The following is a 26671-nucleotide window of genomic DNA, read 5'->3' as shown; positions in this document are numbered from 1 at the left end:
GATAACTACCTTAACCTTGAAAACCTCATTCTTTTCATCAGCTTGCAGCGGTTTTTGCCTGTGCAAGAACTCTGTGTGGGAAAAAAGTTGAAGTTGGACAACATTTCGGCCACCCCCAAAAACACCACCTTGTTCAACTTGCCTCCACACAATGTGCACAACCTGGCTACTTAGGAGTTATCCACAGGGTCGGCCATGGGAAATGGGGTGGAAAGCGGCACTTTTACCCCGAAAAACCGGCCGTTGCCTACCGGGTTTTTCGCCCTTGCAGGGGGTCAAAATCGCCTTTTGAGGCACTTGGGCGACCGGGCATTCGAGGGGGCGCGCCGGCGCTTTCTTGACAGGGGACTGAACAAAAAGTGAGCAGCTTCCGCCGTAAAATCCGGCGATGGCTATAGAAAAAAGCTTCATGAAATCCAGGGCGAAACACGGCTTGGTGTACCGGTTAAGGGCCCGCTTGGTGGCCAACAATCTGCCCGCCACCTTGTGTGCGGCGGCGCTGATGGGGCTGTTCGGCGCCCTGGCAACCGTGGTGTTTCGCGAACTGCTGGGCTGGACGCAAATGTTGCTGGGCGGCGAAGAGGTTCCGCGCGGCATGGTGTCGCTGGCGCGGGGGCTGGACCCCTGGCAACGGTTTCTGTTGCCCGCTGCGGGGGGCGCCGTCGCCGGTCTCGTCCTGCAAATGGCTGCGCGGTGGCTGCCAAAGCGGGGCGCAGCCGACTATATGGAAGCCATTTCCATTGGCCGCGGCGTCATTGGCCTGCGCCAGACACTCGCGCGCAGCCTGTCTTCCATTTTTTCCATCGGCTCCGGGGCATCGATCGGGCGCGAAGGCCCGATGGTCCAGCTGGCCGCCATGTTTTCATCGCTGACCGGCCGATTCCTGCTGCTGCCGCCACGCCATCTGCGGCTATTGGTCGCCTGTGGGGCCACGGCAGGCATCACGTCGGCCTATAACGCCCCCATTGCGGGCGCCTTGTTCATATCCGAGATCGTCTTTGGCGTGATTTCGTCCGCCACGCTGGTGCCGCTTGTGGTGTCGTCGGTGGTGGCCAACATCGTCACGCGGCAGATCCTGCACTACGACGCCGTCTTCCATATGCCCCATTTTGAATTTGTGTCGGGGTGGGAAGTGATCAATTACCTGGGACTGGGCGTCGCCGCCGGGCTGTTCGCGCCCCAATTCTTGCGCTTTCTGGATTTGTCGCGCGCCGCGTTTTCGCGGTTGCCCCTCCCGCTCTGGCTCCGGATGGCATTGGGCGGACTGGTGGTCGGTGCCTTATCGGTCGTCAACCCCCAGGTCTGGGGCAATGGTTACAGCGTGGTCAACAGCATGCTGCATACGCAATGGGCCTGGCAGGCAGTGGCGGCCATCTTGCTGATGAAGATAGTGGCCACGGGCGCCAGCGTGGGGTCTGGCGCGGTCGGCGGCGTGTTCACACCGACGCTGTTTGTGGGAGCGGCCTTGGGTGCGCTGTATGCGAGCGGCCTGCAAGTGCTGTTGCCGGCGGGTGATGTGTCGGCAATTTCCAGCTATGCCGTTGTCGGCATGGGGGCGTTGCTGGCCGCCACCACGTATGCGCCGCTAATGTCGACGCTGATGATTTTTGAGATGACGCTGAGCTATGAAGTGATGCTGCCGCTGATGTTGGCCTGCATTACGGGATACGTCATTGCACATCGGATACGGCCGGAATCGGTGTATGCGAAATCACTGGCGAACAACGAACGCGCGCAGCGGGCGGCGTGGAAAGTGGCGGCAAAAACTGACGTCGAGAGGTGACGCCGAAAGGCGGAACTTAGCAAGGGGAATTGAAAGCTGAATGGATAATGTGAGCAAAAGCTCATGTTGTTAATCGTGTTGTTAAGTCAGACGTTAGATCCCCCTGTCTGTCATACGCCCAGCAGCTCGTCATAGATCAATGCGCTCCCCGTTCACGCGGATGACCGGCTTGCGCTTCTCGTCGAAGCCGCACAACTTATCGATCTCGGTGGGCTTGTAGCCTTGAACGTAGCCCTGATTAATCGCTGGATGATGGTTGCGGGCAAGTCAGATGGTGAGGGCATGGCGTGCTCTTGGGGACGACCCACTTTAGTAGTCGTCCGTGGCGTCAATTAGCGAGGACCACTTTTAGAAGCAACTGCCAAACCTGGTAAATAAGAACAGTCCGATACGCGCGCGAGATAGATCCTGTTTTCTTGACGAGACTTAGGGACGCGCATCTAGGAGCAGATCGTGAAAGCTATCTGCGATATGGCCTGGCAGATCAGGCCCGTGTCGAGTTATTTACCAATACAAAAGCTGGAGAAAATCTCGCCCAGCAAATCATCGCTGGTGAATTTTCCGGTGATGCTCGTCAGGCTTTCATGCGCCAGCCGCAGCTCTTCCGCAAACAGGTCCAGCACCCGGTCGTCCTGACCCGCGTGTTCGCCGGCCAGTTCCAAATGTTCAGCCGCTTGTTGCAAGGCATGCAGGTGACGTTCGCGCGCCAGCCAGGGCGATTCGGCGCCGGGGTTCCAGCCGGCGATGTTCAAGAGTTCGGCGCGCAGCGCGTCCAGGCCGGCCCCGCGCTTGGCGGAGATACCCAGTTCGCCCGCGCCCGGCGTGAACGCTGTGGATAACAAATCTACCTTGTTGAACACCTTCAACACCGGGGTACGGGGCGGCAGGCGCGCGGTAATTTGCGCGTCCAGTTCATCGCCCGGTTGCGTTGCATCCTGCAGATGCAAAATAACGTCGGCCCGTTCGATTTCCTGCCAGGTGCGCGCGATGCCGATGCTCTCAACCGTGTCCTCGGTTTCGCGTAATCCGGCCGTGTCCACAATGTGCAATGGCACGCCGTCGATATGGATTTCCTGCACCACTTTGTCGCGCGTTGTGCCCGCAATGGGGGTGACGATGGCGATGTCGTCGCCCGCCAGCGCATTGAGCAGACTGGATTTGCCCACGTTAGGTTGGCCGGCCAACACCACGTGCAGGCCCTCGCGCAGGATGACGCCCTGGCGGGCTTGCGCGATCAGTTTGGACAGGTCGGCCGTCAGCGCGTCCAAGGTGGGGCGCGCCTGATACTTTTCAAGGAAGTCGATTTCTTCTTCAGGGAAATCCAGCGTTGCCTCGACCAGCATGCGCAGGTGAATGATGCGGTCGGACAGGTCGTTCACGCGCGATGAAAATTCGCCTGACAGGGACGCCATGGCGCCTCGCGCCGCCGCCACGGATGACGCATCGATCAAGTCCGCCACGGCTTCGGCCTGCGCCAGATCCATGCGGTCGTTCAGAAAGGCGCGACGCGTGAATTCGCCGGGTTCGGCCAGGCGCACGCCCAGGTCGCGCCCAGCCGCCAGGCAGCTTTCCAGCACGCGCCGCAACACGGCGGGGCCACCGTGGCCTTGCAGTTCCAGCACGTCTTCACCGGTATAGGAATGCGGTGCGCGAAAGTAGAGGGCGATGCCTTCGTCCAGCAGTTCGCCGTCGATGGATTTGAACGGCAGATAGTGCGCGTGGCGCGGCCTGAGTTCGCGTTGGAAAATGCGCCGCACCAATTCGGACAGGTCCGCACCAGAAACGCGCACGACGCCAATGCCACCTCTTCCGGGGGCGGTGGCAATGGCGGCAATAGGGGCGTAAGCGGACATATCTGAGAGGCGGGGAAGCGAGAACAATAGGGGAATATAACTGTTGCGCGGCTCCTTGTTTGCTGGTTAATGTGGCCTCGAGGTTCAAAACCCGAAACAACTCTGGGAGATCACGATGGCATCTCGGTTTTCGCGTGTCTTGGCCTGCGGCTCGGCCGCGGTGATGTTGGCCTTTGGCACATTCAGTTCCGCTATGGCTCGCGATCTGGTGATCGCTTTGAAGACCGAGCCCTCATCGATGGATCCGCAGTACCACGCGTTAACGCCGAATACGCAAATCTCCCAGACCATTTTCGACACCCTGGTTGCTACCGACGCCCAGTTAAAGCCCCAACCCGCGCTGGCCGAATCGTGGACCGTTGACGGCAAGGTGTGGACGTTCAAGCTGCGTCCCAACGTCAAGTTTTCAGACGGCACGCCGTTCACCGCGGAGGACGTAGCGTTTACCTACGACCGCGTGCCCAAAGTGCCCAACAGCCCCTCGCCGTTCACGCTGTACCTGGGGTCGGTCGCCAAGACGGAAGTGGTGGATCCCATGACCGTGCGCATCACCACGAAGGAAGTTGCGCCGAACCTGCTGGTGAACTTGGCGCAGTTGCCCATCATGTCGAAAAAGGCCGCGTCGGGTGCGGCTGCCGAAGGCAAGACCACTACTGAATTGAACAGCGGCGACGGCCTGGTGGGCACGGGCCCGTACAAGTTCGTGTCGTGGAAACGCGGCGCCGAATTCGTGCTGGCGCGCAATGATAATTACTGGGGCAAGAAGCCCGAGTGGGACCGTGTGGTGTATCGCCCGATCAGCAATGCCGCCGCGCGCGTGGCCGCATTGCTTGCCGGTGACGTCGACATGATCGAAGACCCCCCAACCGACGACTTGCCCAAGCTCAAGGGCGACAAAAAGCTCTTTGTGGAAGAGACGCCGTCGGTGCGCGTCGTGTATGTGGCGCTGGACCAGTACGCCGAGCCGTCACCCGGCATCCAGGGCACCGACAAGAACCCCATGAAGGACAAGCGCGTGCGTGAAGCGCTGTCGTTGGCCATCAATCGCGATGCCCTGGTGGAACGCGTGATGGGAGGCGTGGCGCTGCCCGCCGGCAACCTGCTGCCCTACCCCATGTTCGGCTCCAGCAAAGAGCATTCGAAGGCGCCCAAGGCCGATGTGGAAAAGGCCAAGGCTCTGCTAAAGGAGGCGGGTTATCCCAACGGCTTCTCGATCACGCTGGGGGCGCCGTCGGGCCGCTACGTGAACGATTCGAAGGTGGCGCAAGCCATCGCATCGATGTGGACACGCATCGGCGTGAAGACCAGCGTGGACGCGATGGCGCCGCCGGTGTTCTTCAAGAATCGCGACAGCTATCAGTTCTCGGCCTATCTGGCGGGGTGGTCCGTGACCAGCGGTGAAATGTCCAACGCGCTGACGTCCTTGCTGGTCACGCGCAACCCGGAAGCGGGTCTGGGCACGACCAACCGCAGCCGCTATTCCAATCCCAAGATGGACGAGCTGGTCAAGCAAGCGTCTTCCACCATGGACGATGGCAAGCGGGCCGAATTGCTGTCCAAGGCCAGCAATATGGCGATGGACGATTACGCCATGCTGCCGGTTCACTTTGAACTGTCGGTATGGGCCATGAAGGGCGACATCCGCTACCAGGGCCGCCCCGACCAGGTCACGCTTGCGCAGTTCGCAACCCTGAAGAAGTAACGCGCAACGCGGGCGGTCTCCAGTGCTGGCAACAATCGTAAGAAGGCTGCTGCAAACCATCGTCGTCATGCTGGTCATGTCGGCGTTGGTCTTTGCAGGCATCTACATGGTGGGCGACCCAGTGTCGATGCTGGCCAGCCCCGAGGCGACCGAGGCGCAGCGCGCCGCCATCAGCGCATCGCTCGGTTTGGATCTGCCGCTGTGGCGGCAGTATCTGATCTTCATGGGCCAGGCGGTACGCGGTGACTTCGGCAACAGCTTCCTGACGGGCGAGCCCGCCATGCACCTCATCCTTGAGCGCATGCCGGCCACCGTGGAACTGGCCTGTGTGGCCATGCTGCTGTCCGTCTTGATCGGCGTGCCGCTGGGCATTCTTGCGGGCTTGAAGCCGCAGGCGCCCGGCTCGCGCGCCATCATGACGGGGTCGGTGCTGGGCTTTTCCTTGCCCAACTTCTGGGTCGGGCTGATGCTCATCATGGTGTTCGCCGTGATGCTGGGGTGGGTGCCCGCGGGCGGGCGCGGCAAGACTGTCAGCATCGGCTCGTTGCAGCTCAGCGTGTTGACGTTAAGTGGCTGGATGAGCCTGGCGCTGCCCGCCGCCACAATCGCCATCGCCAAGTGCGCCATGATCATCCGCGTGACGCGGGCCGCCACGCGCGAAGCACTGCCGATGGATTACATCAAGTTCGCGCGCGCCAAGGGCTTGTCGGAAAAACGCGTGCTGGGCGTGCATCTGTTGAAGAACATCCTGATCCCCGTCGTGACCGTCGCGGGCCTGGAATTTGGTCAGGTGATGGCGTTTGCCGTGGTTACCGAAACGGTTTTCTCGTGGCCCGGCATGGGCAAGCTGCTGATCGATTCCATCATCAACCTTGACCGCCCCGTGGTCGTGGCCTATCTGCTCTTGATCGTGTTCTTTCTGGTCATGTTGAATCTGGTGGTGGACATCATCTACACGGTGCTGGACCCCCGCGTACGCTTGGACAGCCGCCGATGAATAGCCCCGCCAACCCCGCCAGCGCCGCCGCTACCTTCGTCGCCCAAAAAGAACAAACGCCCTGGCGCCGCTTCGTCTCTGACTTCTTTGCCAGCAAGCTTGCCACGCTGGGCCTCGTGATGTTGCTGATCATCGTCGGCGCGGCGCTGTTGGCGCCGTGGATCGCGCCGCAGAACCCGTACGACCTGGCATCGCTGGACATCATGGATTCCAAGCTCAAGCCCGGCAGCGAAAGCAGCGACGGGTCCATGCATCACTGGCTGGGCACGGATGGCCAAGCGCGAGACTTGCTGTCGGCCATCCTGTACGGCATGCGCACCAGCTTGATGGTGGCCACGATCTCGGTGCTGGCCGCGTTTGGCATCGGCGCCACCGTGGGCCTGATCGCCGCCTATTTTGGCGGCCGCATCGATGCCTTGCTCATGCGGATTGTGGATATCCAGTTGTCCTTTCCCGCCATCCTTGTTGCGCTGATGCTGTTGGCGATTCTGGGCAAGGGTGTGGATAAGGTGATCATTGCGCTGATCGTTGTGCAGTGGGCGTACTTCGCGCGCGCCGCGCGTGGCGCGGCCTTGGTGGAACGCGGCAAGGAATATGTCGAGGCGGCGCGCTGTATGTCCTTATCGTGGGGCCGCGTGCTGTTTCGCCATGTGCTGCCCAACTGCATGCCTCCTCTGATCGTCATCGCCACCATCGACCTGGCGCACGCCATCGCGCTGGAAGCCACGTTGTCGTTCCTGGGCGTGGGCGTGCCGGTGACCGAGCCGTCGTTGGGCATGCTGATCTACAACGGCTTTGAATACCTGCTGTCCGGCCAGTACTGGATATCGTTTTTCCCCGGCATTGCGCTGGCGCTGGCCATCATCGCCATCAATCTGGTGGGCGACCACCTGCGCGACGTGCTTAATCCGCGTCACGCAAATTGAGAACGAACGCGATGCAGACAAACGCCGTGCAATCGCCCTTGGCCGTGGCCCAGCCTGTGCTTGAGGTCCGGGGACTTAAAACGCATTTCTTCACGCGCAATGGCGTGGTGAAGGCCGTGGATGGGGTGGACCTGACCTTGGCCGAGGGTGAGATCCTGGGGCTGGTCGGCGAGTCGGGATCGGGCAAGAGCATCACGGGCTTCTCATTGATGGGCCTGCTGGATGAACCCGGCCGCATCGTTGAAGGCCATCTGCGCCTGAATGGCGAAGACCTGCGCGGCGCGACACCCGCGCGCTGGCGTCAGTTGCGGGGCGAGGAAATCGCGATGATTTTCCAAGACCCGATGATGACGCTTAACCCCGTGCTGCGCGTGGATACGCAGATGATCGAAGCCGTGCGCGCGCATCACAAGGTATCGCGCGAGCAGGCGCGGGCGCGGGCCTTGCAGACGTTGACGATGGTGGGCATCCCGTCGCCACAAGAGCGCCTGCGTGCCTATCCGCATCAACTGTCGGGCGGCATGCGCCAGCGTGTCGCGATCGCCATCGCACTGCTCAATTCCCCGCGCCTGATCATCGCCGACGAGCCCACCACCGCGCTGGACGTCACCATTCAGGGGCAGATTCTTTTTGAAGTGCAGAAGCTGTGCCGCGAGACCGGCACCGGCCTGATCTGGATTACCCACGACCTGGCGGTGGTGGCGGGCCTGGCGGATCGCGTGTCGGTGATGTACGGGGGGCGTGTCGTGGAAACCGGCAGCACGCGCGACGTCATCACGCATCCCATGCATCCGTACACGCATGGCTTGATCGCATCCATCCCCACGCCGGAATCGCGCGGCAAGCCGTTGGTGCCGATTCCCGGCATGACGCCTTCGCTGTTGAACCTGCCGCAAGGCTGTGCGTTCCGGGGGCGCTGTCCGCGCGCCACCGATGCCTGTCTGACCGAACCGCGGCCCGTTGAAGTTCGCCCGGCGCAATGGGTGCGCTGCTGGCATGCCGGAGACCCAGACCCCAAATGAGCGAAGCACAACGCGACGCCGCCACCCCTATCCTGTCCCTGCGCGATGTGGCGCTGCGCTTTGTGCAGCCCGTGGACCTGGCCGGACGCATCGCCAACCTGCTGGGCGCGGGCTTGAAGACGCAAGTGGTGCACGCCGTGGCCGGCGTGGACCTGGACGTGCAGCCGGGTGAAGTCATCGGCATCGTGGGTGAATCCGGCTGTGGAAAATCCACGCTGGGGCGCGTCGTGTCCGGCATTTTGCCACCCACATCCGGCGATGTGCTCTACCAAGGCAAGCCGGTGAAATCGATGACCGGCACCCTGCGGCGCGCCTACGAGCTTGGCGTGCAGATGATCTTCCAAGACCCCTACGCATCCCTTAACCCACGCATGCGCGTGCGCGAAATCATCGGCGAGGCGCCCGTTGCGCATGGCTTGATTCGATCCCGCGACAAGGCCGACTACGTGGCGGGGTTGATGCGGCAGGTGGGGCTGGACCCGTCCTTCGCGCAGCGCTATTCGCATCAGTTTTCGGGCGGTCAACGCCAGCGCATCGGGATTGCGCGGGCGCTGGCCTTAAAGCCATCCGTGATCGTGTGCGACGAAGCCGTGGCGGCGCTGGATGTGTCCATCCAGGCGCAGGTGCTGAACCTGTTTGAACAGCTGCGCGACGATCTGGACCTGACGTATCTGTTCATCAGCCACAACCTGAGCGTCGTCAGTCATATCTCGGACCGCGTGGCCATCATGTATCTGGGGCGCGTGGTCGAGCTTGCCCCGACCGACACTGTATTTCAGCGCGCCAATCATCCGTACACGCAGGCCTTGTTGAAGGAACTGCCGACGTTGACGCCCGGGCGGCGCACATATCAGCCGATCAAGGGCGAGCTGCCATCGCCGCTGGATCCGCCCAGCGGCTGCGCGTTTCATCCGCGTTGCCCGCATGCGATGCCGCGCTGCAAAGAAGAGCGCCCCCTGTTGCGCGAGATATCGCCGGGCCAGTACAGCGCCTGTCACTTGAACGATATGGCCTAGCCCACATGCATGGCCGTACTGGACGTGAACGAGGCGAAGCGCGAGAATCCTTCAATGAAAACGCGTGTTTGCATCGCACGCCCGCGATTGAGCGATTGAAAGCCGTATCTGAATCCCCTAATTCTTCATTCAAACGCCATGAAAACCATAGACGAAATCGAACGCGCGCACGGCGAATTGACCGCCTTGCGGCGGGATATCCACGCCCATCCCGAACTGGCCTTCCAAGAGACGCGCACGTCCAGTCTGGTAGCGGAACGCTTGCGTGCGTGGGGCCTGGAAGTGCACACGGGCTTGGGCAAGACCGGTGTGGTCGGCGTATTGCGCGGCGGCAGCGGCAAGAAGACGATCGGCTTGCGCGCCGACATGGACGCGCTGCCCATGCCGGAGCACAATCGCTTCGCGCATAAGTCCACCATCAGCGGCCGCATGCACGGCTGTGGCCATGACGGACACACCGCCATGCTGCTGGGTGCGGCGCAATACCTGTCCACGCATCGCAATTTCGACGGCACCGTCGTGTTCATTTTTCAGCCGGCCGAAGAAGGCGGCAACGCCGGCGCGCGCGCCATGATGCAGGACGGGCTGTTCGACAAATTCCCGTGCGACGCCGTATTCGGCATCCACAACATGCCGGGCATGCCGGTCAACCAGTTCGGCTTCCGGGCCGGGCCCACCATGGCCTCCAGCAACCGCTGGGACATCGTCATCAAGGGGGTAGGCGGCCACGCCGCGCAACCGCACGCGTCGGTTGACCCCATCATCGTGGCGGCCGACATGGTGCACGCCTTGCAGACGGTGATCTCGCGCAGCAAGAACCCCTTGGAACAGGCGGTATTGTCGATCACGCAGATTCACGCGGGCGATGCCTATAACGTGATTCCCGGCGAAGCCGTGCTGCGCGGCACCGTGCGCACGTACTCGGTGGAAACGCTGGACAAGATCGAGTCCGACATGCGCCGCATCGCCACGACCTTGCCGCAGGTTTATGGCGGCACGGGCGAGCTGGATTTCGTGCGCGCCTATCCGCCGCTGGTGAACTGGGAAAACGAAACGGCCTTTGCGGCCAAGGTGGCCGAAGACGCGTTCGGCGCGGAAAACGTGCTGCGCGACATGCCGCCTTTCATGGGCGCGGAAGATTTTTCATTCTTCCTGGAAGCGATCCCCGGCGCGTATCTGTTCCTGGGCAACGGCGATGGCGATCACCGCATGGAAAGCTATCACGGCATGGGTCCGTGCCAGCTGCACAACCCGAACTATGACTTCAACGACGCGTTGTTGCCGGTGGGCGCGACGTATTGGGTGAAGCTGGTCGAGGCCTATTTGCCGGCCGCGTAAGGCGCGCCAATAACCGATTGGCTATTTGCTAATAGACGGCGGGCATGAAGCCGCGAGCCTTTGTCTCGCGGCTTTTTCTATATGACGTGCAGCTTTGATCAAACGCCGATAACTTCGTTTGAGATACAAGGCGCGGTTTCCATAATCGATCGTTCCAGATAGGCCGCAAGGCAACACGGAGCGATCGATGTCCCAGAGCAACGCCCTGCGGCGCGAAGTAGACGCCGCCCCCGCCCTTCGGGCGCAGTCATTTGATATCAAGCCCCTGCCCGGCCCCGTCGGCGCGGAGCTCATTGGCCTGGATCTGTCTCAGGCGCTAACCACGGCGGACTTCTCTCGCGTGCATCAGGCGCATCTGGACCACCACCTGTTGGTGTTCCGCGACCAACGCATCACCCCGCAACAGCATATCGATTTCAGCCGCCGCTTTGGCCCGTTGATGATCCATGTGCTGCATCAGTTTCATCTGCCCGGCCATCCCGAAATCCTTACCGTGTCCAACATCGTGGAAGACGGCAAGCCGATTGGCCTGGGGGACGCGGGCAAGTACTGGCATTCGGATATTTCGTACAAGGAATTGCCCAGCCTGGGCTCGTTGCTGCACGCGCAGGAATTGCCCTCCGAAGGCGGCGATACCTTGTTCGCCAACATGCACCTGGCGTATGACACGCTGCCCGCCGCGTTGCGCAATGCCATCGTCGGCAAGCGGGCCGTGCACTCGTACCTGGCGCAGTACGGGCAGCTGCAAAAAGAAGGCAACTGGCGGCCCAACCTTAGCGCGCAACAGATTGCGCAGGTGCAAGAGGTGGTGCATCCGGTCGTGCGCACGCATCCCGAAAACGGTCGTCGCGCGTTGTTCGTCAGCGAAGGATTCACGACGCGCATCGTCGGACTGCCCGAAGACGAAAGCCGCGCGTTGCTGGCGGAACTGTTTGCGCATAGCGTGCGCCCGGAACACATCTATCGCCACCGGTGGCAGCCACACGATCTGGTGTTCTGGGACAACCGTTCGCTGATCCATCTGGCGGGCGGCACGCCGGACCACCTGCGCCGAAAGCTGTACCGCACGACCATCGAAGGCGATGTGCCGTTCTGAAAACGCGCTTCCGTCGACACAAAGCACTTATCCACAGGGAACACCATGCGCATGTCATCCGCACTTCGCGATCGTCTGATCCAAACCGCTACCGGGGCGGGCTTGGCGTTGATCTTGGCGGTGTTGGCGTTGGCCTCGCCCACGCCAGCCCTGGCCGAAGGGCGCATCCGCATCGCGGAACAATACGGCATTGTGTACCTGCTGCTGAATGTCGCGCGTGACCAGCAACTGATCGAAAAGCATGGCAAGGCCGAAGGTGTGGATATCTCGGTTGAATGGGCCAAGCTGTCAGGGGGCTCGGCCGTGAACGATGCGCTGTTGTCCGGGGCTGTGGATATCGCGGGCGCAGGCGTGGGACCGTTGCTGACGATCTGGGACCGCACGCGCGGCAAGCAGAACGTGAAGGGCGTGGCGTCGCTGGGCAACTTTCCCTATTACCTGGTCACCAACAACCCCAATGTGAAAACCATTGCCGACTTTACCGACAAGGACCGCATCGCGGTGCCCGCGGTGGGCGTATCGGTGCAGTCGCGCGTGTTGCAGCTGGCGTCGGCCAAGCTGTGGGGCGACGCGCAATTCAACAAGCTGGACAAGATTTCCGTGGCGTTGCCGCACCCGGATGCCGCCGCCGCCATCATTGCAGGGGGCACCGAAATCACCGGGCATTTCGGCAACCCGCCGTTCCAGGAACAAGAGCTGGCTGAAAATCCCAAGGCGCGCATCGTGCTCAATTCCTACGACGTGCTGGGCGGACCCAGTTCGTCCACCGTGTTGTTCGCCACCGAGAAATTCCGTCGCGACAACCCCAAGACGTACAAGGCGTTCCAGGCAGCATTGAAAGAAGCGGCCGAGTTCGCCGCCGCCAATCCCGAGAAGGCCGCCGACACGTACTTGCGTGTGACGGGCGCCAAACAGGACCGCGAGTTTCTGATCAAGGTCATCAAGAACCCCGACGTGCAATTCAAGCTGGAACCGCAGAACACGTACGCACTGGCGCAATTCATGCATCAGGTGGGAGCCATCAAGAACGCGCCGGCCAGCTGGCGCGACTACTTCTTCGACGACGCGGTGACCGCGCAAGGAAGCTGACATGTCATTGATCGCGCCCGGCCCTGTGGATAACGTTCAAAAAGCGTCGCCCTTGCTGGCTGTGGATAAGGTGACGATCGAATATAAGACGCGTGAAAGGCGCGTGCGCGCCACGCACGAAGTGAGTTTTGACGTGCATGCGGCGGATCGCTTCATTCTGCTGGGGCCGTCGGGTTGCGGCAAATCTACGCTGCTCAAGGCCATAGCCGGCTTCATCCCGCCCACCGAAGGCCGCATCGCGATAGACGGGCATACCGTGTCGGGGCCGGGTCCTGACCGCATCGTCGTGTTCCAGGAATTTGATCAGTTGCCGCCTTGGAAAACCCTGCGTCAGAACGTGGCGTTCCCGTTGGTGGCGTCGCGCAGGCTGGGTCGGCGGGAAGCGGACGAACGGGCCATGCACTACCTGGACAAGGTGGGCCTGGCCGGCTTTGCCGACGCCTATCCGCACACACTATCCGGAGGCATGAAGCAACGCGTGGCGATTGCGCGGGCGTTGGCCATGCAACCGCGCGTATTGCTGATGGACGAGCCCTTTGCTGCGCTGGATGCCCTGACGCGGCGACGCATGCAGGAAGAGTTGATGGCGCTGTGGGAAGACGTGCGCTTCACGCTGCTGTTCGTCACGCATTCAATCGAAGAGGCGCTGGTATTGGGTAGCCGTGTGCTGCTGCTGTCACCCCACCCCGGCCGGGTGCGGGCGGAACTGAATGCGCACGCCTATGGCTTGCAGACGCAGGGCTCTGCCGGCTTCCAGTCCGCCGCGCGCCGTATCCACGACCTCTTGTTCGAATCACCGGTGTCGACTCCGGCGGTGGCCGAGCGCGCGGCGGCTTAAGGCAAGGGCACAATCGATGAATACGCTACACGCCGCCACACCCCCGATTCGCCCTGAAGTGGAATACGACCTGCCGCCCTTGCCTGCGCAGACAGCCGAGACGCCCCTGCCCTGGCAAGAGCGGCTGTGGCAGCACGCCGCCTTGCGCAAGACGTTCATCCTGGCGTTGCTGGCGTGCGTGTGGGAACTGGCTGCGCGCTACACCGACAACGACCTGTTGCTGCCCGGCGCCTGGCAAACGGCGCAGGCTTTTGTACAGGGCATTGCCAATGGCGAACTACTGGCGCGCGCCGGTCAGTCGTTGCGCGTCTTGGTGCAGGGCTATCTGGCAGGCGTGGTGCTGGCCTTTGTGTTGACCACGCTGGCGGTATCCACCCGCTTCGGCCGCGACCTGCTGTCCACGTTGACGGCCATGTTCAACCCGCTGCCGGCTATTGCGCTGCTGCCGCTGGCGCTGCTGTGGTTCGGCCTGGGCGAAGGCAGCCTGGTGTTCGTGCTGATCCACTCGGTGCTGTGGGCGCTGGCGCTGAACATGTATGCGGGCTTTCTGGGCGTGTCTGAAACGCTGCGCATGGCCGGTCGCAATTACGGGTTGACGGGGTTGCGGTATGTGTTGCAGATTTTGGTGCCGGCCGCGCTGCCAGCGATTCTGGCCGGGCTGAAGATCGGCTGGGCATTCGCGTGGCGCACCTTGATTGCCGCGGAACTGGTCTTTGGCGCGTCCAGCGGCAAGGGCGGCTTGGGCTGGTACATCTTTCAGAACCGCAACGAGTTATACACAGATCGCGTGTTCGCCGGGCTGGCCGCGGTGGTGGTTATCGGCCTGCTTGTGGAAAACCTGGCGTTCGACACGTTGGAGCGTTTGACGGTGCGGCGCTGGGGCATGCAACGTTGAAACAAAAAGGGCGGCTCCGTGTGGAACCGCCCTTTTTTCTTGTGCCACGGAATGGCAGCTTTCCAGGCTTGTCGCCTTGTCGCCTTGTCGCCTTGTCGCCTTGTCGCGTTACAGCGTCAGACCCAGCGCCTTGGCCACGCCCGCCGCGTAGGCCGGATCGGCCTTCTTGAAGTGTTCCAGCTGACGGCGCTGGATTTCTTCCGGCACGCCCGCCATATGGCGGCCGATGTTGCCGAACAGCAGCTCTTGCTTTTCCGGCGTCATCAGGCGGAACAGGTTGCCCGGTTGCGAGTAATAGTCGTCATCCACGCGATGGTTCCAACGTGCCGCGGCCTGACCGTCCAGTGCCAGCGGCGGTTCGCCGGCGGACGGCGTTTCCTTCCACTCGCCGGCGCTGTTGGGCTCGTAGTTCAGCGTACCGCCCACGTTGCCGTCGACACGGCCGGCGCCGTCGCGGTGAAAGCTGTGGAACGGGCAGCGCGGCGCGTTCACCGGGATCTGATGGTGATTGATTCCCAAGCGGTAGCGGTGCGTGTCGCCGTATGAGAACAAGCGGCCCTGCAACATCTTGTCCGGCGAAAAATCGATGCCCGGCACGATATTGGCCGGCGTGAAGGCGGCTTGCTCGACTTCGGCGAAGTAGTTTTCGGGATTCTTGTTCAGTTCCAGGACGCCCACTTCAATTAGCGGGTAGTCGCCATGCGGCCAAACCTTGGTCAGGTCGAACGGGTTGATGTGATACGTCGCGGCTTCGGCCTCGGGCATGATCTGCACCTTCAGCGTCCACTTCGGGAAGTTCTTGTTTTCGATGTTCTCGAACAGGTCGCGCTGCGAGCTTTCGCGGTCATGCGCGACGACCTGGGCGGCTTCTTCGTCGCTCATACAGACCACGCCCTGCTGCGACTTGAAGTGGAACTTCACGTAGAAGCGTTCGCCGTCCTTGTTGACGAAGCTGAACGTGTGCGAGCCAAAGCCGTGCTGCTGGCGCAGGTTGGCGGGAATGCCGCGGTCGCTCATCAGGATGGTGACCTGGTGCAGCGATTCAGGGCTGAGCGACCAGAAATCCCAGGCGGCGGTGGCGCTGCGCAGGTTGGTCTTGGGATCGCGCTTTTGCGTGTGGATAAAGTCGGGAAACTTCAGCGGGTCGCGGATGAAGAAGACCGGGGTGTTGTTGCCGACCAGGTCCCAGTTGCCTTCATCCGTGTAGAACTTGATGGCAAAGCCGCGCACATCGCGTTCGGCGTCCGCCGCGCCGCGTTCCCCGGCCACGGTGGAAAAGCGCAGGAACAGCGGAGTTTGCTTGCCGACCTGCGAAAAGATGCTGGCGCGCGTGTAGCGCGAGATGTCATGCGTGACGGTGAAGGTGCCGTAGGCGCCGGAGCCCTTGGCGTGAACCACGCGTTCGGGGATGCGTTCGCGGTCGAAGTGGGCCAGTTTTTCAATCAGCCAGAAGTCCTGCAACAGCGCGGGGCCGCGCGGGCCGGCGGTGAGCGTGTTGTTGTTGTCTGCCACCGGGGCGCCTGAGGCGGTGGTCAGATTCTTCTTGTCGGTCATAGCACACTCCGTACGTAATTCTGGAAGGCGCGAGCCGCTGCGGGCCCGTGCTGTGTTGTGGATACTGCCCGGCACGGGACGCTGGGCAGTATGTGGGACACATCATAGGGGCCAAGGTTGCATTTGTGAAGTTGATTGAAACAGCATTGTCGATTACTAAAACCTATCGACTATGGACTCATCTCCAGGAACAGGTTCGGGCGTCGGGCGCCTGGCGCGCATAAAAAAACCGGCCGCAAGGGGCCGGTTTTTTTCAGACGTCAAAGCTCGGGCAGATCGGTTTTACCGGTTTGCCGCCGCTTCGGTCTTACGTTGCATGGCGCGGGTGATGGACCACTGCTGCGCAATCGACAGGGTGTTGTTCACGCACCAGTACAGCACCAGACCGGCCGGGAAGAAGAACATCATCCCGCCGAACACCAGCGGCATGATCATCATGACCTTGGCCTGGATGGGATCCGGGGGCGTCGGGTTCAGTTTGATCTGCAGGAACATGGTGGCCATCATGATGGCGGGCAGAATGAAGTACGGGTCACGGATCGACAGGTCATGGACCCACAGAATCCACGGCGCGCCGCGCATTTCAACGCTGGCCAGCAGCACCCAGTACAGCGAGATAAACACCGGGATCTGCACCACCATCGGCAAGCAGCCGCCCAGCGGGTTGATCTTTTCGGTGCGGTACATCTCCATCATGGCGGCGTTCAGCTTCTGCTTGTCGTCGCCGAACTTTTCCTTCAGGGCCTGCAGGCGCGGGGCCACTTGCTTCATGCGGGCCATCGAGCGGTAGCTTGCGGCGGCCAGCGGGTAGAAGATGGCCTTGATCAGCACGGTCAGCGCAACGATCGTCCAGCCCCAGTTGCCCAGCAACGAGTGCAGCCAGGTCATCAGCGTGAACAGCGGCTTGGCGATGATGGTCAGCCAACCGTAGTCCACCACCAGTTCCAGGCCGGGGGCGAGCGCCGCCATGGCCTTTTGGTCTTGCGGGCCGACCCACAGGTGCGAGTCCACGCGCGAGGCGGAACCGGGGGCGATTTCGCCAACGGCTTCAATGCTGCGGGCGGCGTACAGGTTCTTCTGCACTTCCAGCAGTTCGTTCGTGCGCGGCTTGCCTTGCGGCGGCACCCAGGCAGTGGCGAAGTAGTGCTGCACCACGGCGATCCAGCCGTTGTCCGCCTGCTTGATGTAGTTAGCCTTCTTCTTCTCGATGTCGCTGAACGTGCTCTTCTGGAACTTGTCCTGCTCGGAGTAGACGGCGAAACCGGTGAACGTGTGATAGAAGCTGGACGTGTCGGCCGGGTCGTTGCCGTCGCGTTCCAGCTGCAGGTACAGCGAGGGCGTAACGGGGGCGGAACCGACGTTGGCCAGGTCGTGGCGCACGTCGATGTCGTAGCGGCCCTTGTGCAGGGTGAACGTCTTGGTGACCTTCACGCCGCCCGATTCCCCTTCGAACGACACAACCAGGTTGTCGCCGGTCATCTGGCGTTCGGTGGACGTGACGCGGAAAGGCGTCTGGTGCGTGGGGAAGCTCTGGCCATTGGGCGCGCCGACCACGCCGGACTGCACGACGTAGTTCAGGCCGGCCGAACGGTCCAGCAGCACGGTGGGCTTGTCGGCCTGGCCGGTTGCCGGGTACTTCAGAAGCTCGGCGCGCACCAATTGGGCGCCCATGGTGTCGAACGTCAGGCGCAGCACGTCCGTAGTGATGACGACTTCTTCCGAACGCGCGGCAGCGGGTGCGGCGGCGCCGGGCACGGCCGACGGCGCGGTGGCCGTGGAGGTGGGGGCGCTGGGCACCGAAGGCGTGGCGTTATTGGCGCCGGCCTGCGGTTCAGCCGTGCTGGCCGCGGGCGTCGGGCCCCCGAACAGGGACGGCTTGCCGTTATGGATTTGCCAGTTGTTCCAGAGGAGCAACAGCGAAAAGGAAAAAATCATCCAGAGGACGGTTCGTCGGATATCCATGGTGCCTACTGAAGTGAATACGGGCCAGCAAAGCCCGCCAGTTTAGCGTCAATCGTGCTCGGTGCGGTGGCTGTGGGAACAGCACGGGGGGCCATTGGTTCCCTTAGATTGCGGAACCGGATCCCAGCCGCCGGGCGACCATGGATGGCAACGGCCTATACGCCGGACCGCCAACCAAAAGCCGCGCCAGGCGCCATGGCGTTCGATTGCTTCAATCGCGTACGCCGAGCAAGTGGGGGTAAAACGGCACTGCCTGCCGATCCAGGGGCTCAGGAAGAACCTGTAGAACCGAATCGGAAGAATAAGCAGTGCTTTGAAAATCATCGCAAGATCCGCTCAAAGTGAGCGTCCACTTCTGCTCTGACCAAGCGTTTTAGCGAGGTCAGCGATGTGGGCGCGACTTTGCTATGCAAACGCACGACGTAGTCCTTCGCCGGCAACGCCAGACGCCGGTGGCGGAACGCTTCGCGGATGACCCGCTTGATGGCGTTGCGCGTACTGGCGTGGGCGGCGAAGCGCTTGGCGATGATCAGCCCCAGTCGGGCACAGGCATCCTGGCCGGGGGGCAGATCATTGGGAGCCGAAGTCACAATGAATAACGCCCCTCGAGCAAGACGCCGGCCTTTGAGGGCAGCGGCGAACTCGGAGGGGCGATGCAGCCGCGCCTCCGGGGGAAGCGTGGAGCGCGGCATGGACTGCGGGTCAGGCGTTTGCGCGGAACCAGAACGAGATTGCGAGAGGTCTTGCAATATGGCCGGTCCGTGCAAATAGTCAGGTTTTTCCGGAAAGGAACCGGAAAACCAGAACTTAGACAGCCAGACGCTTGCGGCCCTTGGCGCGGCGGGCGTTCAGGATGGCGCGGCCAGCGCGGGTTTTCATGCGCACGCGAAAGCCATGGGTGCGCTTGCGGCGGGTGACGGAAGGTTGGTAGGTACGTTTCATGGACGATCCACAAAAAGAACAAAAGTCAGAAGGGACCTGCCCGGAGGGTTCCAGGTCGCGGATTCAGAAGCGGGTATCTAGTGAGCATTTTTGCAACAGGTGCAAAAAACAACGCATAGACGGGGCTCTGGACAAGGGATTTCTCCCCAGGCGACCTATTCAGCAAAGCTAAAAACCGGACAGTGCAGTAAGCGCCCAAACCTATGAAAGGAGGGTACTTGCCACAACTCCGGCTAAGCTCTCTGTGAAACCTTCTGACAGACAGAATTCGGAAAAGCCCACCATTTCAGCAAGTTTTCCCTGTCTTGTCAAACAGTTAAGCCTGGGCAGTGTAGACGCTTATGTCCTACCCTGTGGATAACCCCAGCCCAGGCAAGGTAGAATCGAGGTTTGAATAAGAGCGACATGAAAGAATTCTGGCAGACCTGCGTCAGTCGTCTTGAGCAGGAACTCCCCCCCCAACAAATCAGCGCGTGGATACGACCGCTGGTCCCGCTTGCGTACGACGAAACGCAGGCGGTGCTGCGCGTTGCCGCGCCCAACCGCTTCAAGCTGGATTGGGTGCGCAAGAACTTTTCCCACCAGATCGAAGCGTTGGCCGCGGAGTGGTTCAAGCGACCGGTACAGGTCTTGTTCGAGTTGCCTTCTCATGGAGCCGCCCCGCGCATGCCGGTCGCGCCCGTGCGTGCACCGCAGCCCGATCAATCACACCTGTCCGCTGCACAGCCCGCGGGCGGCGCGCCGCCCATGCAGGCCCCGGCTACGGCCGCCCCTCCCCCGCCCGCCACCACGGTGGCTGCGCAGGCGGTCAACGCCGACGCAGCCAACATCGTGTACGAGCGTTCGCGCCTGAATACGGATCTCACGTTCGAGAATTTCGTGACGGGTAAGGCGAACCAGCTCGCGCGCGCCGCGGCGTTGCAGGTGGCCGAGAACCCCGGCACGTCCTATAACCCGCTGTTCCTGTATGGCGGCGTGGGCCTGGGCAAGACCCACTTGATCCACGCCATCGGTAACGCGATGGTCGCTGCCGGCACCGGCGTGCGGGTGCGCTATGTGCATGCCGATCAATACGTGTCCGACGTGGTGAAGGCGTACCAGCGCAAGGCGTTCGACGACTTCAAGCGCTACTACCATTCGCTGGACTTGCTGCTGATCGATGACATCCAGTTCTTCTCCGGCAAGAACCGCACGCAGGAAGAATTCTTCTACGCGTTCGAAGCGATGGTCGCGCAGCGCAAGCAGATCATCATCACCAGCGATACGTACCCCAAGGAACTGTCGGGCATCGACAGCCGCCTGATCTCGCGCTTTGACTCCGGCCTGACGGTGGCGATCGAGCCGCCCGAGCTCGAAATGCGCGTGGCGATTCTGCTGCGCAAGGCCGAGTCCGAAGGCGTGCCCATGCCCGAGGAAGTGGCCTTCTTCATTGCCAAGCATCTGCGCAGCAACGTGCGCGAGCTGGAAGGCGCGCTGCGCAAGGTCCTGGCCTACGCCCGCTTCCACGGTCGCGACGTGCTGACGGTGGATGTCTGCAAGGAAGCCCTGAAAGACCTGCTGTCCGTGTCCAACGGCCAGATCACTGTGGAAAACATCCAGAAGACGGTGGCGGATTTCTACAAGATCAAGGTCGCGGACATGTACTCGAAACGCCGGCCCGCCAATATCGCCTTGCCGCGTCAGGTTGCGATGTACCTGGCCAAAGAGCTGACGCAGAAAAGCCTGCCGGAAATCGGTGATCTGTTCGGGGGGCGCGATCACACCACCGTACTGCATGCCGTACGCAAGATTTCCGACGCCCGCGCAAAACAAGCGGAGCTCAACCATACCCTGCACGTGTTGGAACAAACTCTAAAAGGATGAACATGCAACTCGTACAAACCACACGCGATGCATTGCTGAAACCGCTGTCGACTGTGGCGGGCATCGTCGAAAGACGCCATACCCTGCCCATTCTTGCGAACATCCTGATGCGCAAGGAAGGCAACAAGGTTGCCTTCATTGCGACCGACCTGGAAGTACAGATCACCACGCACGCCGACTTCGGCGTGGGCCAGGACAACGAGTCCACCACGGTTGCCGCGCGCAAGCTGCTCGACATCCTGAAAGCGCTGCCGGACACCGGCGACGTGCGCCTGGCGCTGGCCAGCAACAAGCTGTCGGTGCAGTCGGCCAAGAGCCGCTTCGCGTTGCAGACGCTGGCCGCCAGCGAGTTCCCCACCGTGGCTCAGCCCGAGCAGTGGGACGTCTCGCTGACCATGCCGCAACGCACGCTGCGCCATCTGTTCAACATGGTGCACTTCGCCATGGCGCAACAAGACATCCGTTACTACCTGAACGGCATGCTGCTGGTGTTTGAACCGGGTCGTGTGCGCGCCGTCGCCACCGATGGTCACCGCCTGGCGCATTGCTCGACGGAAGCCGACGGCATCGCCGAACGCCACGAAGTGATCGTGCCGCGCAAGACCGTGCTGGAAATGCAGCGCCTGCTGGAAGACTCCGACGAAGTGGTCTCCATTGATGTGGCGCCGGGCCAGATCCGCTTCCGTTTCGGCGACGTGGAATTGGTGTCCAAGCTGGTCGAAGGCAAGTTCCCCGATTTCACGCGTGTAATTCCCACGAACTACACGCGCCACTTCATGGTGGGCCGCGAAGCGCTTCAGGGCAGCCTGCAGCGCGCCGCCATCCTGACCACCGACAAGTTCAAGGGCGTGCGCCTGCAACTTGCGCAGAACCAGATGAAGATCTCGTCTTCCAACGCCGAGCAGGAAGAGGCGCAGGAAGAAATCGACATCGACTACGGCCATGAAGCATTGGACGTGGGCTTTAACGTGGGCTATTTGCTTGATGTGCTGGCCAACGTGAAAGTCGACAATATCCAGTGGTCGGTCATGCCCGATGCCAATGCATCGGCGCTCATCACCCTGCCCGAAGACGACCAGTTCAAGTACGTCGTCATGCCCATGCGGATTTGATCCGCACCCCTCTTGTGGGTTTGTGCCGCTTGCGGGCCTGAGGGCTCGCGGGCGGTCCGGCCGCCAGGCCGTTCTTTAAAGCGTTATCGAACCAGACATGTCAGATCAGCAGAACACCACTCCCGAGACCAGCGGCTACGGCGCTGACTCGATCAAGATGCTCAAGGGGCTGGAGGCCGTGCGCAAGCGCCCCGGCATGTATATCGGCGACACGTCCGACGGCACCGGCTTGCACCATATGGTGTTCGAAGTGGTGGACAACGCCATCGACGAAGCCCTGGCCGGCCATTGCGACGACATCGTCGTCACGATCCACACCGACAACTCGATCTCGGTCACGGACAACGGCCGCGGCATCCCCACGGACATCCACAAGGACGACGAATTTCACCGCAGCGCGGCCGAAATCGTCATGACCGAGCTGCACGCCGGCGGCAAGTTCGACCAGAACTCGTACAAGGTGTCCGGCGGCCTGCACGGCGTGGGTGTGTCTTGCGTGAACGCCCTGTCCGAGTGGCTGCGCCTGACCATTCGCCGCAACGGCCAGGTCCACCAGATGGAATTCCGCCAGGGCGCGCGCGTGGCGCCGCTGGCCGTGACGGGCACGACGGACATGCGGGGCACGGAAGTGCGCTTCCTGGCCGACCCGATCATCTTCAACAACATCGAATACCACTACGAGATTCTCTCCAAGCGCTTGCGCGAGCTCTCGTTCTTGAACAACGGCGTGAAGATCCGCCTGGTGGACCAACGCCACGGCAAGGAAGAGAACTTTGCGTTCTCGGGCGGCGTGAAGGGCTTTGTTGAATACATCAACCGTGCCAAGACCGTGCTGCACCCGAACGTGTTTTCGGTCAGCACCGAATCGGCCGCCGGTGGCGTGTCGGTGGGCGTGGAAGTGGCGATGCAGTGGAACGACAGCTACAGCGAAAGCGTGCTGTGCTTCACCAACAACATCCCGCAGCGCGACGGCGGCTCGCACTTGACCGGCCTGCGCGCGGCGATGACCCGCATCATCAACAAGTACATCGCCGACAACGAACTGGCCAAGAAGGCCAAGGTGGAAACGTCCGGCGACGACATGCGCGAAGGCCTGGCCTGCGTGCTGTCGGTGAAGGTGCCCGAGCCCAAGTTCAGCAGCCAGACCAAGGACAAGCTGGTCTCCAGCGAAGTGCGCCCGGCCGTTGAAGAAGCCGTGGCCCGCACGCTGGAAACGTGGCTACTTGAAAACCCGAACGACGCCAAGGCGCTGTGCAACAAGATCGTGGAAGCCGCCCGCGCGCGTGAAGCCGCACGCAAGGCGCGCGAAATGACGCGTCGCAAGAGCGTGCTGGAAGGCGCGGGCCTGCCCGGCAAACTGGCCGACTGCCAGGAAAAAGATCCGGCGCTGTGCGAGCTGTACATCGTCGAGGGTGACTCCGCGGGCGGCTCGGCCAAGCAAGGCCGCGACCGCAAGTTCCAGGCCATCCTGCCGCTGCGCGGCAAGGTGCTGAACGTGGAAAAGGCGCGTTTCGACCGCCTGATCGCCAGCGAACAGATCGCCACGCTGATCACGGCGCTGGGCACCAGCATCGGCCCTGATTTCAACGTGGAAAAACTGCGTTATCACCGCCTCATCATCATGACTGACGCGGACGTGGACGGCGCGCACATCCGCACCCTGCTGCTGACGCTGCTGTATCGCCAGATGCCCGAGCTGGTGCAGCGCGGCTACGTGTATATCGCCCAACCGCCGCTGTACAAGGTGAAGGTTGGCCGCGAAGAACGCTATCTGAAGGACGACCAGGAAGAAGCGCAGTTCATGCTGCAACTGGCGTTGAAGGATGCCGAGATCATCTCGGGCGGCAACATCATCCGTGGCGACGAGCTCACCGATCTGGCCAGCCAGTACGTGGCGGCCGACGGCGTCATCGCGCGCTTGTCGAAGGTGTTCGATGTGGGCGCGCTGTCGGCCATGGCCGAAGGCGTGGAGATCAACCTGGAAACGGCCGAATCCACCGCCGATTCCGCCAAGCGCCTGGCCGACGCCATGCGCGACCCGGTCAGCGGCAACGGCGTGGAAGTGGTGCCGCAATTTGACGAAGCCACCGAACGCCATCGCCTGTCGGTGCAGCGCATGCACCACGGCAACGTGCGCGTCAGCATCATCGACGCCGACTTCATCAACGGCTCGGACTACGCCATCCTGTCCAAGGCCGCCAAGAGCTTCCTGGGCAAGGTCGGTTCGCGTTCGCTGGCCGCGCGCGGTGAAGGCGACAAGCGCAAGGAACAGACCGTGTCCGACTTCCGCGAAGCCATGCAATGGCTGCGCAGCGAAGCCGACCGCAGCATCTCGAAGCAGCGCTATAAGGGTCTGGGCGAAATGAACCCGGAACAGCTGTGGGAAACCACGATGGACCCGAAGGTGCGCCGCCTGTTGCGCGTGCAGATCGAAGACGCCATCGCCGCGGACGAAGTCTTCACAACCCTGATGGGCGACGACGTGGAACCGCGCCGCGCGTTCATCGAACGCAACGCGCTGTCGGCGGGCAACATCGACGCGTAAGCGTTTGCCTGCGCCAGTTCAAGGCCAGCCTGAAAGGGCTGGCCTTTCTTTTTTGACGGGTCACGCGCGGACGGCGCGCGGCCAGCGTGCTTCAAGGATGCAGTGATGGGTAATCGCGCGTGGTTGTCGTTGCAGGCGGAACGGGATGGTCGCAAGGTGTCATCGGAAGAAATCGCCGCCGCCAACGGCAATCTGCCCACGTTATGGCAGGTGTTGCTGGCCGACGGAACCTTGCGGGATGCTGATGCGTCCCAGCGCGTGTTTGGCGATGCGGGTACGGCGGCGCTAGCCGCCCCCGCGCAAGCCGGGCTTGATCGATTGCGGCAGGTGGCGGACTTCGTGCGGGGCCGCGCGGCAAGCGGCGATGCGCCGCATTGTGTGCAGCTGGATGCGGCGGTGGCATACCTGGACGAACGGATCGATGTGCGAACTGGCAGGAGAGTCGGGGCTGGGCCGACCGGGCCGGGCGGCGCGGCCTGCCTGTGGATAAGCGCCGAGCTAGATGAACTGGCATGGCTGCATGCGGATGGCGCGGACGCGTATTTGCCTCCTCACGCGCGGACGCTGTGCGCGGATCGTTGGCAGGCTTTGCAGGACGGCATGCGGGCGGACGATATCGCGGCAGTGTTGCGCTTGCTGGGCGTACAAGATGCCGACGATGAATCCGGATGGGCTTGGCGTGTCGGCTTGGGCGGTTTGGCGCATCCGTACTTCGATCAGCAGGAGCCCGCGCGGCGAGAGCGCTATGAAGATTTCGACGGGTATGAGGAAGAGGACGACGTCGAGGGCGGCGCCGATGCCCAAGACGACTCCGACGACAACAACCCCGACAACCCCGACAACGACGACAACAACGCCTCCAACGGCTCCCACGCCGTCATGCGCCACGACACGCACCTTGGCGATGGCCTGCATCGCTTTGCTGTGGACAACTTGTGGGGCGTGCGCGAAGGACGCGGCGAGGACGGGCGCGTGGTGCTGCCCCCGCAATTCGATTCCATCTGGCGTTTTGAAGACGGCGTTGCCGCCGTTCTTAAAGACGACAAGCTGGGTCTGATCGACACAAGCGGCCGCCAACTGATGCTGTGCCAGCTGGACGAGGTATGGAGTTATTCACAGGGCTTGGCGATGGCGCGGGTAGGCGACCAGATCGGCTTTGTGGATAGGTCGGGGGCGTGGGCGATACCCGCCGCTTTCGAGTCAGCCGGCGACTTTTCCCCAGGGGGTCTGGCGCCCGCGTTTCAAGCCGAATGCTGGGGCCTGATCGACCGGCGCGGCGCCTGGGCCAGCGCGCCCGTGTGGGACGACATCAACTGGGACGACGCGCTGCACGCCTATGTGACGCAACGCGGCGACCTGTGCGGCCTGATCGACGCCCAGGGCAGCCTGGTGCTGGACGCCCTGTACGCCGGGCTGGCGCCCGTGGATACGGAGTCCGATCCCGCCAGCTTGTGGATAAGCGGCACGATGCGAATACGCGTCCTGACCGATGACGATCGTCGCGGCATCGTGGACGGCAAGGGCGATGTCGTCGTTCCCGTGGCGTATGGCGATCTGGCTGACATCATCTGGCTGCCCGCGCCCGACCCCGCCGACATCACGCCACCTCCCGCAGGCCAGGCCGGCCGCTATGTACGCGTGCTGCGGTGCGTGGATCATGGCGAATGGAACCAGTGGTTCCAAGGCGTTTACGACATGGTCGAGCGCCGCGAGACACTACCCTGCACGCAGCAGATGCTGTTCGGCCTGATGTGGAACGACACCTACGGCTGGCTGGGCGCGGTAGCGCCGGAACACGCCTGCGAACCACCCCGCGAACCACCCCGCGAACCAGCCAGGGAACCAGCCAGCGAGCACAGCCCGGATGGCCTGCACATCGGCATCGCCGATGCGAACGGCGCGTGGCTGCATGAACCGATCTATGCGTGGATCGGCGTGCCGGCGGCCCTGCATACGGCGGACGGTGTGCATGGCGTGCCCTGCGCAATCGCGAAATGCTGGAGCCAGGGACAGGCCGTGCCGGCCATGCATGCCGACGGTGCGATGCGTTATCTGCACGCGGACGGGCGAGTGCAGGCAGCGCCGCGGTAGCACCCAGCCGCGCCCCCGCGAGCCCCCCCGCACGCCCCCCCGCACGC

The 26671-nt window shown here is 62.4% G+C and carries 21 protein-coding genes; 15 read left to right on the top strand and 6 right to left on the bottom strand.

The genetic code is table 11. The features are described from left to right. The first annotated feature begins 409 nt into the window (after positions 1-409). A complete protein-coding gene (locus tag ACNPP0_RS01905) occupies positions 410-1783 on the top strand; it encodes a ClcB-like voltage-gated chloride channel protein (RefSeq protein ID WP_332609313.1) in 1374 nt (457 codons plus the stop codon). A gap of 500 nt (positions 1784-2283) precedes the next feature. Here ACNPP0_RS01905 and mnmE read toward each other — a convergent pair whose 3' ends face one another. Next, the gene (gene mnmE / locus ACNPP0_RS01900) at positions 2284-3636 is read right to left on the bottom strand and encodes a tRNA uridine-5-carboxymethylaminomethyl(34) synthesis GTPase MnmE (RefSeq protein WP_332609300.1); all 1353 of its coding nucleotides are present in this window, start codon (positions 3634-3636) and stop codon (positions 2284-2286) included. A gap of 115 nt (positions 3637-3751) precedes the next feature. Here mnmE and ACNPP0_RS01895 point away from each other — a divergent pair, with 115 nt between their 5' ends. From ACNPP0_RS01895 to ACNPP0_RS01850, 10 genes are all read left to right on the top strand, one after another. Continuing rightward, on the top strand, positions 3752-5338 hold the full coding sequence (locus ACNPP0_RS01895) for an ABC transporter substrate-binding protein (RefSeq protein WP_332609298.1): 1587 nt from the start codon (positions 3752-3754) through the stop codon (positions 5336-5338). Positions 5339-5360: 22 nt separating this feature from the next. Further along, positions 5361-6335 (top strand): ABC transporter permease, encoded by a 975-nt coding sequence (locus ACNPP0_RS01890; protein WP_046806077.1) that lies wholly within the window; start codon positions 5361-5363, stop codon positions 6333-6335. Continuing rightward, positions 6332-7261 (top strand): ABC transporter permease, encoded by a 930-nt coding sequence (locus ACNPP0_RS01885; RefSeq protein WP_332609294.1) that lies wholly within the window; start codon positions 6332-6334, stop codon positions 7259-7261. Before ACNPP0_RS01890 ends, ACNPP0_RS01885 begins: the two co-directional genes overlap by 4 nt. A gap of 11 nt (positions 7262-7272) precedes the next feature. Further along, positions 7273-8283 (top strand): ABC transporter ATP-binding protein, encoded by a 1011-nt coding sequence (locus tag ACNPP0_RS01880; RefSeq protein WP_448704861.1) that lies wholly within the window; start codon positions 7273-7275, stop codon positions 8281-8283. After that, positions 8280-9299 carry an ABC transporter ATP-binding protein gene (locus ACNPP0_RS01875; RefSeq protein WP_448704860.1) on the top strand — a complete coding sequence of 340 codons (1020 nt, stop codon included), beginning with the start codon at positions 8280-8282 and terminating at the stop codon, positions 9297-9299. The genes ACNPP0_RS01880 and ACNPP0_RS01875 overlap by 4 nt, the downstream gene beginning before the upstream one ends. A 138-nt stretch (positions 9300-9437) precedes the next feature. After that, positions 9438-10637 (top strand): M20 aminoacylase family protein, encoded by a 1200-nt coding sequence (locus tag ACNPP0_RS01870; RefSeq protein WP_448704859.1) that lies wholly within the window; start codon positions 9438-9440, stop codon positions 10635-10637. Between the two features lie 187 nt (positions 10638-10824). Beyond that, complete coding sequence (locus tag ACNPP0_RS01865) at positions 10825-11733, top strand: TauD/TfdA dioxygenase family protein (protein ID WP_046806082.1); 909 nt, start codon at positions 10825-10827, stop codon at positions 11731-11733. Positions 11734-11784: 51 nt separating this feature from the next. Then, entirely contained in the window at positions 11785-12822 is a 1038-nt protein-coding gene (locus ACNPP0_RS01860; RefSeq protein ID WP_442880275.1) for an ABC transporter substrate-binding protein, read from the top strand. A 1-nt stretch (position 12823) separates the two neighbouring features. Beyond that, on the top strand, positions 12824-13660 hold the full coding sequence (locus tag ACNPP0_RS01855; RefSeq protein WP_332609283.1) for an ABC transporter ATP-binding protein: 837 nt from the start codon (positions 12824-12826) through the stop codon (positions 13658-13660). A gap of 16 nt (positions 13661-13676) precedes the next feature. Then, a complete protein-coding gene (locus ACNPP0_RS01850; protein WP_332609281.1) occupies positions 13677-14555 on the top strand; it encodes an ABC transporter permease in 879 nt (292 codons plus the stop codon). A gap of 108 nt (positions 14556-14663) precedes the next feature. On the opposite strand, the gene ACNPP0_RS01845 is transcribed toward ACNPP0_RS01850, so the two are convergent. The 5 genes from ACNPP0_RS01845 to rpmH form a co-directional block, all read right to left on the bottom strand. Continuing rightward, positions 14664-16109 carry a catalase gene (locus ACNPP0_RS01845; RefSeq protein WP_120157358.1) on the bottom strand — a complete coding sequence of 482 codons (1446 nt, stop codon included), beginning with the start codon at positions 16107-16109 and terminating at the stop codon, positions 14664-14666. Positions 16110-16391: 282 nt separating this feature from the next. Next, a complete protein-coding gene (gene yidC, locus ACNPP0_RS01840; RefSeq protein ID WP_448704858.1) occupies positions 16392-18071 on the bottom strand; it encodes a membrane protein insertase YidC in 1680 nt (559 codons plus the stop codon). A 48-nt stretch (positions 18072-18119) separates the two neighbouring features. After that, positions 18120-18392: a membrane protein insertion efficiency factor YidD gene (gene yidD, locus ACNPP0_RS01835; protein WP_082134561.1), complete on the bottom strand. Its 273-nt coding sequence runs from the start codon at positions 18390-18392 to the stop codon at positions 18120-18122. After that, on the bottom strand, positions 18392-18763 hold the full coding sequence (locus ACNPP0_RS01830; RefSeq protein ID WP_046806088.1) for a ribonuclease P protein component: 372 nt from the start codon (positions 18761-18763) through the stop codon (positions 18392-18394). The genes yidD and ACNPP0_RS01830 overlap by 1 nt, the downstream gene beginning before the upstream one ends. Before the next feature lie 115 nt (positions 18764-18878). Continuing rightward, positions 18879-19013 (bottom strand): 50S ribosomal protein L34, encoded by a 135-nt coding sequence (gene rpmH, locus ACNPP0_RS01825; protein WP_003816025.1) that lies wholly within the window; start codon positions 19011-19013, stop codon positions 18879-18881. Between the two features lie 405 nt (positions 19014-19418). Here rpmH and dnaA point away from each other — a divergent pair, with 405 nt between their 5' ends. The 4 genes from dnaA (at position 19419) to ACNPP0_RS01805 (ending at position 26624) form a co-directional block, all read left to right on the top strand. After that, a complete protein-coding gene (gene dnaA / locus ACNPP0_RS01820) occupies positions 19419-20876 on the top strand; it encodes a chromosomal replication initiator protein DnaA (protein ID WP_104142377.1) in 1458 nt (485 codons plus the stop codon). Between the two features lie 2 nt (positions 20877-20878). Then, the gene (gene dnaN, locus ACNPP0_RS01815) at positions 20879-21988 is read left to right on the top strand and encodes a DNA polymerase III subunit beta (RefSeq protein ID WP_006227714.1); all 1110 of its coding nucleotides are present in this window, start codon (positions 20879-20881) and stop codon (positions 21986-21988) included. A gap of 97 nt (positions 21989-22085) precedes the next feature. Then, the gene (gene gyrB, locus ACNPP0_RS01810; protein WP_332609270.1) at positions 22086-24533 is read left to right on the top strand and encodes a DNA topoisomerase (ATP-hydrolyzing) subunit B; all 2448 of its coding nucleotides are present in this window, start codon (positions 22086-22088) and stop codon (positions 24531-24533) included. A 105-nt stretch (positions 24534-24638) separates the two neighbouring features. After that, positions 24639-26624, top strand: coding sequence for a WG repeat-containing protein (locus ACNPP0_RS01805; RefSeq protein WP_448704857.1), 1986 nt, complete (start codon positions 24639-24641; stop codon positions 26622-26624). Positions 26625-26671 lie beyond the last annotated feature (47 nt).

The organism is Achromobacter semiaridum (genome assembly GCF_053543755.1).
Note: the sequence above shows the minus strand (reverse complement) of the source record. Positions and strands in the feature narration are given on the sequence as shown.

Coding starts and splice junctions, on each gene's coding strand:
- ACNPP0_RS01895 (WP_332609298.1), top strand. CDS start 3,752: ATGGCATCTCGGTTTTCGCGTGTCTTGGCCTGCGGCTCGGCCGCGGTG.
- ACNPP0_RS01805 (WP_448704857.1), top strand. CDS start 24,639: ATGGGTAATCGCGCGTGGTTGTCGTTGCAGGCGGAACGGGATGGTCGC.
- gyrB (WP_332609270.1), top strand. CDS start 22,086: ATGTCAGATCAGCAGAACACCACTCCCGAGACCAGCGGCTACGGCGCT.
- dnaA (WP_104142377.1), top strand. CDS start 19,419: ATGAAAGAATTCTGGCAGACCTGCGTCAGTCGTCTTGAGCAGGAACTC.
- yidC (WP_448704858.1), bottom strand. CDS start 18,071: ATGGATATCCGACGAACCGTCCTCTGGATGATTTTTTCCTTTTCGCTG.
- rpmH (WP_003816025.1), bottom strand. CDS start 19,013: ATGAAACGTACCTACCAACCTTCCGTCACCCGCCGCAAGCGCACCCAT.
- ACNPP0_RS01885 (WP_332609294.1), top strand. CDS start 6,332: ATGAATAGCCCCGCCAACCCCGCCAGCGCCGCCGCTACCTTCGTCGCC.
- ACNPP0_RS01875 (WP_448704860.1), top strand. CDS start 8,280: ATGAGCGAAGCACAACGCGACGCCGCCACCCCTATCCTGTCCCTGCGC.
- ACNPP0_RS01830 (WP_046806088.1), bottom strand. CDS start 18,763: ATGCCGCGCTCCACGCTTCCCCCGGAGGCGCGGCTGCATCGCCCCTCC.
- ACNPP0_RS01845 (WP_120157358.1), bottom strand. CDS start 16,109: ATGACCGACAAGAAGAATCTGACCACCGCCTCAGGCGCCCCGGTGGCA.
- dnaN (WP_006227714.1), top strand. CDS start 20,879: ATGCAACTCGTACAAACCACACGCGATGCATTGCTGAAACCGCTGTCG.
- ACNPP0_RS01850 (WP_332609281.1), top strand. CDS start 13,677: ATGAATACGCTACACGCCGCCACACCCCCGATTCGCCCTGAAGTGGAA.
- ACNPP0_RS01870 (WP_448704859.1), top strand. CDS start 9,438: ATGAAAACCATAGACGAAATCGAACGCGCGCACGGCGAATTGACCGCC.
- ACNPP0_RS01905 (WP_332609313.1), top strand. CDS start 410: ATGAAATCCAGGGCGAAACACGGCTTGGTGTACCGGTTAAGGGCCCGC.
- ACNPP0_RS01860 (WP_442880275.1), top strand. CDS start 11,785: ATGTCATCCGCACTTCGCGATCGTCTGATCCAAACCGCTACCGGGGCG.
- ACNPP0_RS01855 (WP_332609283.1), top strand. CDS start 12,824: ATGTCATTGATCGCGCCCGGCCCTGTGGATAACGTTCAAAAAGCGTCG.
- mnmE (WP_332609300.1), bottom strand. CDS start 3,636: ATGTCCGCTTACGCCCCTATTGCCGCCATTGCCACCGCCCCCGGAAGA.
- ACNPP0_RS01880 (WP_448704861.1), top strand. CDS start 7,273: ATGCAGACAAACGCCGTGCAATCGCCCTTGGCCGTGGCCCAGCCTGTG.
- ACNPP0_RS01865 (WP_046806082.1), top strand. CDS start 10,825: ATGTCCCAGAGCAACGCCCTGCGGCGCGAAGTAGACGCCGCCCCCGCC.